Annotated in this window: 15 protein-coding genes; 11 read left to right on the forward strand and 4 right to left on the reverse strand. The window is 54.8% G+C overall.

The window, feature by feature from the left end:
- Positions 1-3: 3 nt before the first annotated feature.
- The 7 genes from nrdF to NLX71_RS06560 all read left to right on the forward strand — a co-directional run bounded on the left by nrdF (position 4) and on the right by NLX71_RS06560 (position 6,331).
- Positions 4-966: a class 1b ribonucleoside-diphosphate reductase subunit beta gene (nrdF, locus tag NLX71_RS06530; RefSeq protein ID WP_254362678.1), complete on the forward strand. Its 963-nt coding sequence runs from the start codon at positions 4-6 to the stop codon at positions 964-966.
- Positions 967-1,054: 88 nt separating this feature from the next.
- Positions 1,055-1,360, forward strand: coding sequence for a DUF7716 domain-containing protein (locus tag NLX71_RS06535; RefSeq protein WP_483874623.1), 306 nt, complete (start codon positions 1,055-1,057; stop codon positions 1,358-1,360).
- A gap of 165 nt (positions 1,361-1,525) precedes the next feature.
- Positions 1,526-1,990, forward strand: a complete 465-nt coding sequence (locus tag NLX71_RS06540; protein ID WP_254362680.1) for a MarR family winged helix-turn-helix transcriptional regulator — start codon at positions 1,526-1,528, stop codon at positions 1,988-1,990.
- A 109-nt stretch (positions 1,991-2,099) separates the two neighbouring features.
- A complete protein-coding gene (locus NLX71_RS06545) occupies positions 2,100-3,515 on the forward strand; it encodes an MFS transporter (RefSeq protein ID WP_254362681.1) in 1,416 nt (471 codons plus the stop codon).
- A 119-nt stretch (positions 3,516-3,634) separates the two neighbouring features.
- Positions 3,635-4,819, forward strand: coding sequence for an MFS transporter (locus tag NLX71_RS06550; protein WP_254362682.1), 1,185 nt, complete (start codon positions 3,635-3,637; stop codon positions 4,817-4,819).
- A gap of 62 nt (positions 4,820-4,881) precedes the next feature.
- Positions 4,882-5,283, forward strand: coding sequence for a hypothetical protein (locus NLX71_RS06555; protein ID WP_254362683.1), 402 nt, complete (start codon positions 4,882-4,884; stop codon positions 5,281-5,283).
- 94 nt (positions 5,284-5,377) lie between these two features.
- Positions 5,378-6,331: an ABC transporter substrate-binding protein gene (locus tag NLX71_RS06560; protein WP_254362684.1), complete on the forward strand. Its 954-nt coding sequence runs from the start codon at positions 5,378-5,380 to the stop codon at positions 6,329-6,331.
- 42 nt (positions 6,332-6,373) lie between these two features.
- Here the strand turns inward: NLX71_RS06560 and NLX71_RS06565 are convergent, their stop codons facing one another.
- Positions 6,374-7,384 carry an acyltransferase family protein gene (locus NLX71_RS06565; RefSeq protein WP_254362685.1) on the reverse strand — a complete coding sequence of 337 codons (1,011 nt, stop codon included), beginning with the start codon at positions 7,382-7,384 and terminating at the stop codon, positions 6,374-6,376.
- Positions 7,385-7,703: 319 nt separating this feature from the next.
- On the opposite strand from NLX71_RS06565, the gene NLX71_RS06570 reads away from it, so the two are divergent.
- Positions 7,704-8,144 carry a Dps family protein gene (locus NLX71_RS06570; protein ID WP_254362686.1) on the forward strand — a complete coding sequence of 147 codons (441 nt, stop codon included), beginning with the start codon at positions 7,704-7,706 and terminating at the stop codon, positions 8,142-8,144.
- Positions 8,145-8,271: 127 nt separating this feature from the next.
- A complete protein-coding gene (locus NLX71_RS26530; protein WP_302058101.1) occupies positions 8,272-9,642 on the forward strand; it encodes a peptidoglycan DD-metalloendopeptidase family protein in 1,371 nt (456 codons plus the stop codon).
- 41 nt (positions 9,643-9,683) lie between these two features.
- On the opposite strand, the gene NLX71_RS06580 is transcribed toward NLX71_RS26530, so the two are convergent.
- Both NLX71_RS06580 and NLX71_RS06585 read right to left on the reverse strand, forming a co-directional pair.
- Positions 9,684-11,363: an ABC1 kinase family protein gene (locus NLX71_RS06580; RefSeq protein ID WP_254362687.1), complete on the reverse strand. Its 1,680-nt coding sequence runs from the start codon at positions 11,361-11,363 to the stop codon at positions 9,684-9,686.
- Entirely contained in the window at positions 11,360-11,710 is a 351-nt protein-coding gene (locus NLX71_RS06585; protein WP_254362688.1) for a phasin family protein, read from the reverse strand. The genes NLX71_RS06580 and NLX71_RS06585 overlap by 4 nt, the downstream gene beginning before the upstream one ends.
- A gap of 239 nt (positions 11,711-11,949) precedes the next feature.
- Between NLX71_RS06585 and NLX71_RS06590 the strand changes: the two genes are divergently transcribed.
- Both NLX71_RS06590 and NLX71_RS06595 read left to right on the forward strand, forming a co-directional pair.
- Entirely contained in the window at positions 11,950-13,134 is a 1,185-nt protein-coding gene (locus NLX71_RS06590) for an MFS transporter (protein ID WP_254362689.1), read from the forward strand.
- Positions 13,135-13,357: 223 nt separating this feature from the next.
- On the forward strand, positions 13,358-14,005 hold the full coding sequence (locus tag NLX71_RS06595; protein ID WP_254362690.1) for an SIMPL domain-containing protein: 648 nt from the start codon (positions 13,358-13,360) through the stop codon (positions 14,003-14,005).
- On the opposite strand, the gene NLX71_RS06600 is transcribed toward NLX71_RS06595, so the two are convergent.
- Positions 13,996-14,625, reverse strand: a complete 630-nt coding sequence (locus tag NLX71_RS06600) for a flavin reductase family protein (RefSeq protein ID WP_254362691.1) — start codon at positions 14,623-14,625, stop codon at positions 13,996-13,998. The two genes, NLX71_RS06595 and NLX71_RS06600, sit on opposite strands and share 10 nt — an antisense overlap.
- Positions 14,626-14,889: the final 264 nt, after the last annotated feature.

The raw sequence follows: 14,889 nt of genomic DNA on the forward strand, positions 1-14,889 counted from the left end.
GGTATGAGCGTGTTGAAGGCGGTCAACTGGAACCGTCCGGACGACGATTTTACGATAACCTTCTGGAACCAGAACATTATGCAGTTCTGGACCGACGACGAAATTCCGTTGTCCGACGACAAGATGAGCTGGCTGACGCTGAACGACGACGAGCGGGATCTGTATATGAAGGTGCTTGGCGGCTTGACGCTGCTCGATACGGTTCAGGGCGGCGTCGGGATGCCGAAGCTGCTGGAGCACGTCGAAGGGCTGCAGCGCAAGGCGGTGCTCGGCTTCATGGGCATGATGGAGCAAATTCACGCCAAATCGTACAGCAGCATCTTTACGACGCTGGCGACAACCGAAGAGATCGACGGCGTGTTCCGCTGGGTGGAGCAAAATGTGTTTTTGCAGACGAAGGCGGAGACGATCTCTCAGTATTACAACCACATCCGGACGCCGAAGGAATTATACTTGGCGATGTGTGCGTCCGTCCTGCTGGAAAGCTACTTGTTCTACAGCGGCTTCTTCTACCCGCTCTATTTGGCCGGGCAGGGGAAAATGACAAGCAGCGGCGAAATCATTGATCTCATTCTGCGCGACGAGAGCATCCACGGTCTGTATGTCGGCGTGCTCGCGCAGGAGGTGTTCGCCGGGCTGAGCGAGGAGGATCAGGAGGACGTCACCGAGACGCTGCTTGGACTGCTGCGCTATTTGCACGGCAACGAGGAGCGGTACACGGAGCAGCTGTACGCCTCCGTCTGCTTGGTCGACGAGGTAAAGGCGTTTCTGCGCTACAACGCGAACAAAGCGATGATGAATCTGGGCCAAGACCCGCTGTTCGAGGAGGAAGAGATCAACCCGATCGTCTTGAACGGCATCAGCACGCGGACGAAGCAGCACGATTTCTTTTCCAAAAAAGGAAACGGCTATGTGCGCACGATTCACGTCGAGCCGCTGACCGACGACGACTTCCGGTTTGACTAAACTGAGTTCCTCACCAGTGTAATTTAAGAATCTTAATGAGAGGTGAGGTGTTCATTTTATAAAGTGGGAAAGTTTTACATTAATTCGTATTCGGGATGTTTTGATGTCCCCGGAAAAAAATCCAGACACGTGGTTTTTTCTCCCGCCAAATCAAGCTGAATGGAGTTTGGATACAGAAGGGGTATTTGAATTAGATAGTTATGATTTTTCATCTGATTCTGACGAGTATTTGCCAGAACAAGCTAAAAAATATGGTTGGGAAGAAACATTAGATGGTGCAAGTATTGAAGATGTGGTAGAAAATGCAAAAGCTCAGTTGGACAAACCATCATTAGACCAGTTATTTTGTGCATTTATTTATTATTTTGAGAATGATGCGTTTCTTGAGTTTTAAACAGATCTGGTAGGGCTGTTGCCCAGAGTGCAAAGCAGTCTACTTTAAGAAGAGAAGCACGGTTTGCCACCCAGGCATTCGCTTGAAGCGGATAGGATGGCGGACCGTGCTTCTGTTTGTTATGACGCGATTGACAATGTATAGTTTATGAGCTAAACTAAAATCATGAAAAAACCACATACCGATTTACCGTACGATAAGCAGGGCGACAGAGGGGAAGGGCATCCGCTCGGCAGATTGATTTTGGAGATTCGGCGGCTTGAGCGCGATCCACGCCATTACGGCGGAGTCGGCCCGCTGACACCGACCGAGATTCATACGATTGACGCGATTGGCCGGGAGGAAGGCATCCTCATGAGCGAATTGGCCGCCAGACTCGGCATCACCAAGGGAGCGGCTTCGCAAATGATCGGACGGCTGGAGGCGAAAGCGCTCGTTCGCCGCACCCCTCATCCGAGCGATTCGCGGAGCGTCATCGTCTCGCTTGAGGAGCAGGGTAAAGTCGCCCACAAAGCGCACGAGGAGCTGCATAGAAGCTTTTATGATCAGCTTCGCTCGGAGCTGGGCGCCGAAGGGATAAGGACGTTCGAGGAAGGGATAGAGAAATTTATTTATTTTTTGAGAAAGTAATGCTTTCTCTCTTTTTTTGTTCATTTAATTTAGTTTCTAAACTAAATTAAATGAACGTCTCAGCTGGAACAGTCCAAGCAGCAAGCAAAACGAATGAGGTGACGATCGAATGGACTTCAACGAGCATTCCAACAAACAGTTCAAGCCCAACCCATGGATGAAGCTCTCGATTTATATGGGGGCCTTTATTTCGCATTTTACCGCGGGCATCGTGAACGTGGCGCTTCCCGGACTCGCCGGAACGTTTCAAGCCGATCTCGCAATCGTGCAGTGGATTACAACCGCCTATCTGCTGGTCATCAGTCTTTGCCTTCCGTTGATGGGCCAATGGGGGGACCGGCTCGGGCACCGAACCGTCCATAACCTCGGCTACTTGGTATTCACGGTTTCCTCCGTGCTTGTCGCATTTGCGCCGCACGTTACCGCGCTGATCGTTTACCGGGTCATGCAAGCCGTCGGCGCTGCCATGTTCCAGTCCACGAACATGGCGCTGCTAACGGTACATCTGCCCAAGGAACAGCGGGGCCGCGCATTAGGGGTATTAAGCACGGCTGTTGCGCTGGGCGCTATGACGGGACCGATTGCCGGAGGGCTCATTACGGAATGGTTGACGTGGCGCTGGCTGTTTCTCATCCATGTTCCGGCAGCCGTTATAGCGACGTTTTTGGCATATCGCTATATTCCGTCACGGCAGATCACGTGCAAGCCGCATTCGTTTGACGGCGTGGGAGCGGTCTGCTTTGCCGCTGCCATCGGCTTTCTGATCTACGGGGTTTCCACTGTAAGCAGCGGGAACGATTGGGGATCGGCACAAACCTGGATACCGTTCGTCGTCTCGGGAATGAGCTTGTTGATTTTGCTCCGTTGGGAATCGCGGCACCCGGCGCCTTTTTTGCCGGTTCACCTGATGCGCAAGCCGATGCTTGGCGTCGGTCTGACCGTCAGCTTGCTTTCCTTCGCGCTTGCCAATGCCGTGCTGGTTGCGGCCCCATTTTATTTAATGGCCTTTGCCCGGATCGACCATGCCATGATCGGTTACGTCATGACAGCATACCCCATTTTGTTGGCGGTGACCGGTCCTTTGGCCGGGGGCTTATCGGACCGCTACGGCCCCAAGCGGCTGATCATCTCGGGCTTAGGCGCCATGGGGGCGGGATCGCTGCTTATGGTCTTGTTCTTGAACAGCTTGTCCCTGCCGGGAATGATTGTGGTATTGGCTTTGTTCGGAACGGGCATGGGGCTGATCGCTTCCCCGAACAACAGCTTTATGATGAATCATACGCCAGCCGCATACAGCGGAGTTATGGGCAGCATGATCGCGTTGACCCGGAATATGGGCATGGTGCTGGGGTCCGCTATCGGGCTCGGGCTTTTGAGCGGTCGGGCCGGGAGCTTGCAGCACGAAGCGGACGCTTTTTACATGATATTTATGCTAAATCTGATCCTAAGTCTTGTTGCGCTTGGCGTGTTCGTGCTAGTGACTTTAAAGAGAAGACGGCTTGCGGCGTCCGGCATCGATTCCTAGAAGGATCGGTTAAGCGAAAGAAATAATCCCTCCAGTGTTCGGCATGCTCCGCAGGACGGCGGACACCGGCTTCCGTTCCCTCTACAATTAGGAAACGAAACGGAGGGAGGAATCGTTAGATGCGTGCCAAATCTATTATTTTTACTTCGGTGCTGACCGGTTATGTCGGTCTGGGCATTCTCAATCCGCTTGTCGCTCCATTGATCCGTGAGCTCGGACTTTCGGAAACCGATGCCGGCTGGATTGTAGCGGCTTCCTCGTTCATGGTGCTGCTCACCTCGGCGTTCTGGGGAAGCTGGAGCGACCGCATCGGACGCAAGCCGGTGCTGCTGATCGGACTGATCGGAATGGCCGCCAGCTTCGGCATGTTCGTCGCGGTGACCGAGCAAGGCCTGAACGGAAAGTTCCAGCCTGCCATATTGTTTACGCTGCTGCTGATCTCGCGCTTGCTGCTGGGAGCCGCGTTCCCGGCCGTTCTGTCGTCCAGTCAGGCATATATGGCGGATATTACGACCGAGAAGGACCGCGCCGCCGGGATGTCGTTAATCGGCGCAGCCAACGGTCTCGGGCTTGTCGTCGGTCCTGCGGTCGGCGCGCTGCTGACCGCCCTAAGCCTGCTGGCCCCGATCTACCTCGCGGTAGCTCTGCCTCTGCTCGTCATGCTCTGGGTCGCCTTCGGCATGACGAATTTCAAGCCGCAGGCCCACGGGCAGCAGAAAAAAACGCTGCGCAAAGGAATATTTCCTTATCTTGCGGTCGCCATGATCGTCATGATGGCGTTGATCCAGACGCAGGTGACTGCCGGATTTTATTTTCAGGATAAGCTCGGCTTGTCGGCGACCGAAACGGCGCAAGCGGTCGGCGCAGCCCTGTTCAGCATCGGCTTCATGATGGCGCTGGTCCAGTTCACGGTTGTCCGCAAAAACCGGCTGACGCCCTTAAAATTGCTGCAGCTGGGTGTCTCGGTCTTCGCTATCGGTCTTGCGCTGCTCGTAAGCTTCAGCCATCTCGCGCTGTTCTTTGCCGCTTTTGCCCTGATGGGGATCGGGGTGGGGCTGGCGATTCCCGGCTTCACCTCGGGGGCTTCCTTGGCTGTAGCCAAGCATGAACAGGGCGCTGCCGCGGGGATGATCGCCGCAGCCATCGGGATCGGTTCGCTGCTCGGTCCGTTGAGCGGCACGTTCCTGTACCGGATTAGCCCGGAGACGCCGTTCTGGCTGTTGATCCTGCTGCTTGCGCTGCTCACGGGCTATGTGTGGGGCAGCCGGGGAATCCGGGAGAAACAGCAGGCCGTGGTTGACTAAATGATTGAGAATCATTATCATTTAAGAGGAGGGATGAACGACTACGGAGTGAGAGGATTCAGGTGCCAACGATGATAGCTGCGGATTTTCATCAAATCTATAATGCGTTTTTCGACGGCTTTCAATTGTCGCGTCGTTATGCCGATCAGACCGAGCAGCTGCCCGTTCCGCGTCAGTCCGGAGAAGGCGCGCTGCGCCGGTTTGTGCCGCGTCCGGATTTGGAGATCGTCATTTCGGACTATACGCTTACGCGGAACCGTCAATTTCAGCTGCGTACGGATTCGGCGATGGTCGAGCTCAGCTTTTGCCTGCAAGGGAAGCGGGAGCTTCATATTTCCGGTACGAGGCATGAATTTCCAAGCCGCCAGAGGAAATTCCTTTGGCGGTTTTTGCCGCGCATAAAAATCCCGGAAACCGTAGAAAAAATCCGTGCAGGGGTGGACTATAGCGCGCTGATATTGTAGCATACCATTTGTTGATAATGAAAATCGTTATCAATTCATCCAGTGCACAAGCACCGTAAGGGCCGGCGGCAAAAACAAAGGAGGGCCAAAAAACATGTACAGACGAACTTGGTTATCGCTTCTGCTTCTGGTTGTGATGGCAGGGGTGATTGCGGGATGCACAGGAAGCAACCCGGGAACCGGCGCTTCAGGGGATCAGAAAAAGTCCGAGGGGACGGCGGCGCAAGCATCTTTTCCGAGGACGATCAAGCATTTCAAAGGGGAAACAGTGATCAAGGAGCGGCCGGTAAAAATCGCGGCGCCTTATATCACTTATCTCGACAACTTGGTCGTTTTGGACGAAATACCCGTGGCGGCCCAAGGGATGGCGATGATGAGCACCTTCCCGAATTTGCAGAAAAAGCTCGAAGGGAAGTCCGTGATCGATCTGGGCAAAGAAGTGAGTATGGAGAAGCTGCTCGCGTCGCAGCCGGATCTGATTATCGCCTCCGACGATATGGCCGATAAATATGAGCAGCTCAGCCAAATTGCGCCGACGGTGATTTTTCCGTATACCGAGGATTGGAAAGGCACGCTGCAGTTGATTGCCGGGGCTATCGGTAAGGAAGAGAAGGCGGCGGCCTTCCTGGCTGAATTCGAGCGCAAGGCGAAGGAATACAAAGCGAAGCTGGCGAGCCGCAGCGGGGAGACGGTCTTGTTCGCGATGTACGGCGGAAAGGAATTCATCACCTTCAATGAGGAGCGCGTTGCCGCCTTTTACAAGGAGCTCGGACTAAAGCCGGTGCCCGGCACCGAAAAGGGCGGGTCCTTGTCCCTCGAAACGCTGGCGACGATGAACCCGGATCATATTTTTATCGTCAACAACTGGGCTTCGCCGATCAAAAAGGGCGTGAAGGAAACGCTGAAGGAGAACACGATCTGGAACGGAATGAAAGCTCCCAAAAGCAATCATGTCTACTATCTCGAGGATACGTCCATCCTCGGACCGATGCCGCTTGGCAAAATGATCGCGATCGAAGAAGTGATGAAGGCGATGGGGAATCCATAGAGGTTTAGAGCGGCTGGGCGAATAAAAAATAGAACCCCGTGATTACGGGGTTCTTTGCGATTTAAGGATAAGTCGCTTCACGAAAGTAATATCCGGCTCGAACCATCGTTTGGCGTAGGTTTCGACCCATGGCTGCGACAGCAGCCAGACGATGCCGAACCCGGCGATAATTGCCAGCCCTTGGCTCCAAGGGGTTTGCAGGTAGACGTAAACTCCTGCCGCCAGCAGCGATTTTAGAATGAAGGCATGGAGCAGAAAGACGTACCCCGTTCGTTTCCCCCAATCCGTGATCCGGCCGGCCGCCCAGGGCACCAAGCTCAAAAAAGCGATCGAAGCGGCCGCCTGCACTCCGTACATTCCCAAGCGATATATTCCGGCATACCACTCCGGATGACCGGCCTCGGCGTAGGTGAAGCTGCCGTACAGCCAGCGCGGATCGATTCGTCCGCCCAGCCAGAAGTAGCAACTTACGGCTGCGCCGAGAAGAACAGCAGGCATACGCAGCCTTTTGACTATGGTTTCCCAATGCTGCGGCAGGAAGTATCCTGCAAGGAAGAATGGAAAGTATACCAATGTCCGCGATACGCTGAGCCAAGCCCCCGACCAAGGGAGATAACCGACGGCGACGCCGAGCAGCAGCGAAACGATCAGCGGATGGCGCATATGGACGAACGCGCGCAGCAGTAGCCTCCAGCAAAAGTGGCTGAGCAAAAACCAGAGCAGCGAATAGGGCATGAAGAACGAATGGATCACGCCTTTGGCTTGAAAGAAGACGATATCCGCCAAGCTGTACAGCGTCTGGAACAACACATATTGATACGCAATCGTATAAAGCCCGTCGATTCCGGGCCGGTCGAGACGGAAGCTTTTGGCAAAGTAGCCCATCGCCAGAGCGAACATCGGAATATGGAACGCGTAGATCGTCTCGTAAAGAGTGAACAAAGGCGAGCTTCGATCGATCATCGGCTCGATGGCGTTGGCTGTGACGACGCAAGCGATAAGCAGAAACTTCATATTAAGCGCATAAGTGTTAAGCGATGGTGCGGAAGCCATTCCCACGGGAAGTCACCTCGATATGTGTTCTGTGCTGACTGCCGGCTCTTTCGCCGCTTTGGAGCGCGTGCTGCCGGCTCCTCGACTTGAGCATACCTCTTTCGATTCGCCGGAACAGTGAGAAGGATCACGACCTGTTGGTGATCCAAATCACAGACATTTCGCAATCACAGAAATTCAAGCCGAATAACGCTGCCAAGCTTCACCAAATCTTCATCCGATCCTCATGTTCTCTTCATGAAAGAAAGGCAGGGCGATGCTACAATCAGTATATGAATTTAGACTTAATCTAAGTATAAAATTCGAGGAGGAATCATCCATGAATGAACAATTAACTGCGCTGTTGAACAACCAGATCGCCAACTGGTCGGTCCTGTACGTCAAGCTGCATAATTACCATTGGTACGTGAAAGGTCCTCAATTTTTCACGCTGCATACGAAATTCGAGGAGCTGTATACGGAAGCGGCGCTGCATGTGGATGAGTTGGCCGAGCGGCTGCTGGCGTTGGGTGGCAAGCCGGTCGCGACGATGAGCGGAAGTCTCCGGCTCGCCACGGTTCGCGAGGCGGAAGGCGAGGAGACGGCGGAACAGATGGTGGCTTCGCTGGTGAACGATTTTAATCTGATCGTCGCGGAGCTTAAGATAGGCATGAAATACGCCGAGTCCGTTCAGGACGAAACGACGGGGGATCTGCTGCTGGCCGTTCATTCGAGTCTGGAAAAGCACGTCTGGATGCTAAATGCGTTTCTGGGCCACTAATTCAAGCGGTAAGATCAACTATCGTAGTCTTGTGGCTCTGCCTTCCGTGCGCGGCTTGGACAATCGGCTTGCTTCTATGATAAAGTCATAGATTATGGAAGAAGCTGAATTGGAGGAGATCAGAACGATGAAGCCGCGTTCTAAAAAGATAGGGTACTTGCTCGCCGGAACGGCTCTTGCCGCCTCTTGTGCGGTACTGGTTACGTACGGCGGCGAAACCCCTGCATGGCTGCTTGCGTCCGGGAAGGGCGCTGCGCCGGAGGTTGCCGAAAAACAAGCCCCGGTCCGACGCGAAATTCTCGATTTTCGTATGACCGATCTGGATAAAGGCTGGATTCGTTATGCGGACGGCACAAGCAGCGTGACGGAGGACGGAGGAGCTCATTGGACGGAGCAAGCTTCAGGTCTTCCGGATGCAGCGGCATCCGGTACGAATAGGCCAAGCGCTTCGACAGCCAATGTCAAAACGCTCACAACGGTTGCTTACCAAGCGAAAGAATACCCCGTGAAGCAGGCGCAATTTGTAACCGACCGGGCCGGCTGGGCGCTTGTCTCGGCCGGAACGGGTCTGGCCAACCCGCTGCTGGTGACCACGGACGGGGGACAAACCTGGCATGCCGAGGTGACGCCTGCGGTGAAGGATGCGCTGCAGGAAGAAAAGCAGCGTCAGCAGCGGATTAGCCGGGAAACGGCTTTGTATGCTTCGCCCGAGCAAGCCAAGAAGGCGATGGATTCCGCTTGGACGCTCCTGCCGGATACGGCCAGTCCCGGCGACGTCGTGCTGGTGCGGCACGATAAGCCCGGCGAAGTCGCTTGGCAGGGGAAGACGTATAAGCTGCGGCCGTTCGAAGCCGGGTATTTCACCTACCTTCCGGTGCCGATGAAGACCAAGTCCGGCTCGTACCCGATTGGCGATCAGATGCTGAAGATCAAGGATAAAAAGTTCGAAACGCAGCAGCTCAAGGTAACGAAGAAGATGGAAAGCATGCGTCAGGATACGAAGCGAATCGAAGCCGACCAGAAAAAAATCGATGCCGCGCGAAGCAAGTCGGAGCCTGGGTTCCTGTTCTCCGGGTCCTTTATTCAGCCGATCGAGGGGAGATTGACGACGCCGTTCGGCCATACCCGCTATGTGAACGGCAAGTTCGCCAGCTCCCATATGGCCATCGACTTGGCGGCCAAAGAAGGCACCCCGATCAAAGCGGCGAATGACGGCATCGTAGCGCTGGCGGACAACTTTTATTTGTCGGGCAATACGATTTATATCGATCATGGAATGAATCTGTTTTCCCAGTACTCGCATTTGTCCAAGCTTCAGGTGAAAACAGGGGACCGGGTGAAACGGGGCGATATTATCGGGCTGGTGGGCTCGACCGGATTCTCGACGGGACCGCACCTGCACTTTACGTTCTGGGCGCACAACGTTCCGGTCAATCCGAATCTGTTCTTTAAGACGACTCCGTTTCAATGGCTGAAACAGAAGCCCCAATCGCGCTAAGCCGCAAGCGTTGCTGAACTGGTTAGGGCATTCGGCTGCGGTCAAAACCGTCCCGACTTGAAAATCGAAAGCAGCAGCCCTAGAAACATCAGTGTGGCGACGCAGAAGCCGATTTCAATGACGGGAAAATTCCACAGTAAGGTCGATTGTCTGCCAAGCGACGAGCCGATAATAAGACCGGCCATAATAATGCTGAAAGCGAGCAGGACGATGCTGAACGATAGCCGGTTGCTGATGCGGTCCATTTTTCGCATCAAGGCATCCAGCTCGGCGATCGATATTTCAAAGCGCAGCTTGCCTTTCTTCATCATCCCGAGCAGCTCGCGCAGCTTCATCGGCGTCTCCGTCAGCAGGGCGGCAGCCTCGTTTATCTGATGCCGCACGCTGTCGGCCACATTGCGGGGACTGAACCTTTCGGCGAACAGCTTTCGTCCGAACGGTTCGGCGATGCTAATGATGCTGAAGGTCGGGTCCAGCGAAGTGACGACGCCTTCAAGCGTCAGAATCGCTTTGCCGAGGAGTGTTAGGTCGGCGGGAATGCGGACACGGTGTTCGTAGGCGACGGCGAGCAGATCGTTGACCGATTCGCCGAGCTTGACGCGGCTGAGCGGCACGTCGTAGTATTTCTCCCGCAGCTCGTCCACATCCGCGCGCAGAGAGTCCATGTTGACATCGTCGGGAATGATGCCGATGCCTTCAATCGCCTTGATAATGCCGTCGGTGCTGTTGCGCCGCAGGGCAATAACAAGCGAGCCGAAATGATATTTCATCATCGGGGTAAGACGCCCGACCATGCCGAAGTCGATTAGTCCGATCGATCCGCCCGGGAGCACGATAATATTGCCCGGGTGCGGATCGGCATGAAAGAAGCCTTCCACAAAAATTTGTTGAAAAAGAATTCGGGCAATCGTTTCGGCCAGCTTTTTCGGTTCGTACCCCAGCTCTTGCAGACGTTCCGTTTCGGTAGGCTTTACGCCTTCCAGATACTCCATGGTCAACACGTTGCGGCTCGAATAATCCCAATAAATCGCCGGTATGCATACATCCGAATCGCGCTCGAACGGCTTCGCCATCCGCTGCGCGCTGCGGCCTTCGTTCGTATAGTCCAGCTCGGCGCGCAGCGACTGGGACAGCTCGTACACCATGTCGCGCACCTGATATTTGGCCGCCCAGTCGAGCCGGTGCTCGGCCAGGCGGGCCAAATCGTCCAAAATTTCAAGATCCGTTTCAACGATGGAACGAATGTTCGGGCGTTGAACCTTGACGGCGACCGGCTCGCCCGTATGCAGCCGGGCAAGATGGACTTGCCCGATGGAAGCCGCGGCAATCGGCGTCTCTTGAAATTCCGCGAACAGCTTCTCGAAGGGCTCGCCGAGCTCGCTTTCCAGAACTTCGCGCACTTGTTCGAAAGGGAAGGGCGGAACCCGGTCCTGCAGCTTGACGAGCTCGTCGATAATATGAGCGGGCAGCAGATCGGGACGCGTGCTGGCGATTTGGCCGATTTTGACGAAGGTCGGGCCAAGCTCCTCCAGAAACGTCCGGATGCGCTCGCCGATCGAGCGCGACCGGGCCTCCCGCCGTTCGTTCAAGCCGATGCGCGTTCCCGCAAGCAGATCGGGCAGTCCAAGCTCTTTGACGAGGAAGCCGAGACCGTTGCGGGCGAACGCTTTGGCAATGTCGCGGTACCTCTGCAGGTGCCGGATTTTCCGTCCGAGACTCATGAGCTTGCGGGAGGTAAGGTTTGGCCGGCTTCGGGCTGCTTGCCTTCCAGCTCGGCCACGCGGCGCTCAAGCTCTCCGATGCGCTGCGTTAGCCGGACGTAATCGTCTTTGGTCGTCAAGTTCATCTCATGCAGCGCCTGACGCATATAGCCGCGCACCTTCTCCTCCAGCGTGGATTGGGCTTCCTCTCCTTTGCGTACCAAGTCATCCACGAACTGCTGCGACTCTGCCTTGTTCAGCTCTCCTTTTTTGACCAGCTCGTCGACGAATTTCTCCGCCTGCTCTTTGCTGACCACGGCAAAGCCCAATCCCATCGAAACTGCTTTTCCCAACAAATCTCTAATCATCTCTTTCCCTCCTGTTCGTTTCCGTATAGGGTGATTTTACCATAGCGGGCCGCAAACGCCAAAACGGACACCGGGCCTAAATAAAATGCGCCGCTGGGCATGGATGATCAAAAAAGCGGTGCATTTTGTTGTACAATACATTTGATTATCAACAATATGCGTCAACGGTCGATTTTTGACCAAAGATCAGCTACAATAATCAAGGCATCCTGAATTGAAGTCGTGAAGGAGAGTTACTGTTGACGTTATCCCATGAACGCGGCTTGGAATCCCCGTTTCCGCTCCGGCATTATCTTACGCTGATTACCGTAGTCATTATCGCCGGGATGAACCAGGGGCTTCTGCTGCCGCTGCTTACTCTGCTGCTTGACAAAACGGGGGTCTCGACCGGGGTGAACGGTTTGAATGCGGCCGCTCTGTACATCGGAACTTTTGCCACGATGTTTTGGATTGAGAAGCCTGTGCGCCGTTTCGGCTACAAACCGGTGATCGTCGTCGGCATCCTGCTCGTGCTTGTCGCGCTGATTTTATTCCCGGCATTCCCTAATTTCTGGGTATGGCTTGTGCTCCGGTTTTTGGTAGGCGTTGGAGACAGCGGTCTGCATTATGCAACCCAGCTTTGGATCGTGTCCCGTTCCCCGGCGGATCGGCGAGGCCGGTACATCTCGTTCTACGGGATGGCTTACGGGGCGGGATTCAGCCTGGGGCCGCTTGGCATCAACTTGCTGCCGTACGGCATGTGGGCGCCTTTTCTGGCGACGATGCTGTGCGCGGCCGTGTCGCTGCTGTTCGTGAGCCGGCTGCCCAATGCGCACCCGGAAACGGGGAAGAGGGAACAGGGGGCGCAAGCTAGAGTCACCTATCCCATTGTGTTCCGGCTGGCCTGGTACGCTTTGCTTACCTCTTTCCTGTACGGATACATGGAATCGTCCATGAATAGCAATTTTCCCGCTTACGGTTTGCGCACGGGTATCTCCGACACATGGATTTCCTTGCTGCTGCCGGTCATCGGGATCGGTTCGCTGATCCTCCAGCTGCCGCTTGGCATATGGAGCGACCGGTGGGGCCGCAAGCCGATCCTGATCACGGCTGGCCTGATCGGCGGGGCGGCCTTCGCAGCCGTCCCGTTCGTCGCGCAGGGGAATCTGCTGTTGATGCTAATTCTGTTCGGCCTGGCTGGCGGGCTTGTCGGCTCGTTCTTTACGCTGGGGCTTGCCTACGCGGCGGATGTGGTGCCGAGAGTGATGCTGCCCCGTACGAACGTCATCGCCTCCGTACTGTTCAGCATCGGGAGTATCGCCGGGCCGAATATTGGCGGCTTCAGCATGCAGTATTTCTCCGTCCACAGCATGTTTTATTGGCTTGGCGGCGCGTATGTCTTATTTGCGCTGCTCGGAATTTGGTTCCGGCCGAAGGTTCCGTAAATGGAATATGAGTTTTGAATCCCCGAGTCAAGCAAGCAAACAAAGAAGGGCCGCGTCATGCGGCTCTTCCGGGAATCATCGATGTTCACTTGTCAGCTGGAAACAATTTCGTGGCCTTACCTGAAATGCTGAAATGAAGTCTTGCACGTATCACGGTTCATACGAGCTTCGAATCGAAATACATTGGATAGTAGATCAATTATTTTAAGGAAGGTGATTCGAAATGAATACGACGACGGCTTTGACCGACAGTTCCAGGAAGATCATCGAAGTTTCGGGCGAAGGAATGGTTGCTGCGGCCCCGGACCGGGCGCTGATTACACTGGGGGCAATCACGGAGAAGGCGAGTCTGAGCGAAGCGCAGACCGAGAATGCCGCAGCGGTGTCAGGCATCCTCCAATCGCTTTTCCAGCTTGGGATTCCGAAGGAAAAGGTGCAGACGGTCCAGTACGGCATCGAGATCCAATATAACTACAAGGACGGGGTTCAAATGTTCCGTGGCTACAAAGTCACCCACCTTCTGCGAGTGACCGCGGATAAGATCGAGCAGACGGGAGTTATTGTGGACACGGCGGTTCGCCATGGGGCGAATACGGTATCCGGCATCCAGTTTGCTTCGGCTCATCCGGAGACTTATTACCATCAGGCGTTGACGATGGCAGTCCACAGCAGCCGCCAGAAGGCGGCGACCCTTGCGAAAGCGATGGGCGTAGCGCTTCATCCTACCCCGCTTCGGATTCAAGAGATGTCGCATGGCATCGAACCGCACCCGTACCAGATCGCAACTTTTGCCGCTGCGCCCTCCACTCCCATCCAGCCGGGGGAACTGAACATTTCCGCCGCCGTCAAAGCTTTTTATTCTTATTCTTGACGATGCTTTGGATCGATTGAGAAAGTGGACGTCAGCCCGGCGAAATCCCCGGCCAAGCTTGCCAGCGGCTTCAAGTTCTCCGTTGCTATTTTAAAGTTTCCTGCATAGGCGGCGGAATCCACTTGTACGCGCTCCACGATTCCAAGAACCAGATGATCCCCGCCTACGGGAATAATTCGATCCAGCTTCAGTTCGAACGCAATCGGCGCTTCAAGCACCGCCGGCACATCGACGCTCTTGCAACGCTGCGGCGTGACTCCCGCAAGCTCGAACTCGTTCTTCTGCGGCCCGACATTAGCGGACGAAAGCAGCATCGCCTCGCCCAGAGGCTCGGAAACCACATTAATGACAAAATCACCGACCTCGCGAATATTGGTCAGCGTATCCTTCACCGTACCTTCCCGTTCACCTACGCCCGGTCCAATGGAAATCAGCAGCGTGGGCGGGTTTCGGGAAGCGACTGTAAAAAAGCTAAAGGGCGCCAAATTAAGAACGCCGTCCTTGCTTTTGGACGAAACCCACGCAATGGGCCTCGGTACAACCGAACCGATCATCAGCTTGTACATTTCCTGCTCGCTTAAATCGCCCGTATGAAACGCGAGCGCATCATGCCTCGGCATCGTTATCATCCTTTCCTTGTTGCCTTGCCTGCGCCTGCCGCATCGGTTTACACCGTCCAACGGGAGAGTTACAATGTAGTTCTGCCCCTGCGTAACCTGAACTCATATGGCGGCCCGCCGGACACGGTATTCTTAAGTATAAACGCATCCCGGATAAAAAATAGTACGCACTTTAAAGTTAGTACTTCACGCCTGTTGATTAACCAAAATAAGGTATTCAAAAATTGAAAAAAGGCCACTCTTTCGATAAAATCGATTCTACCA

Origin of the sequence: Paenibacillus sp. MZ04-78.2 (genome assembly GCF_024213375.1) — a bacterium.
Lineage (GTDB): Bacteria > Bacillota > Bacilli > Paenibacillales > NBRC-103111 > Paenibacillus_G.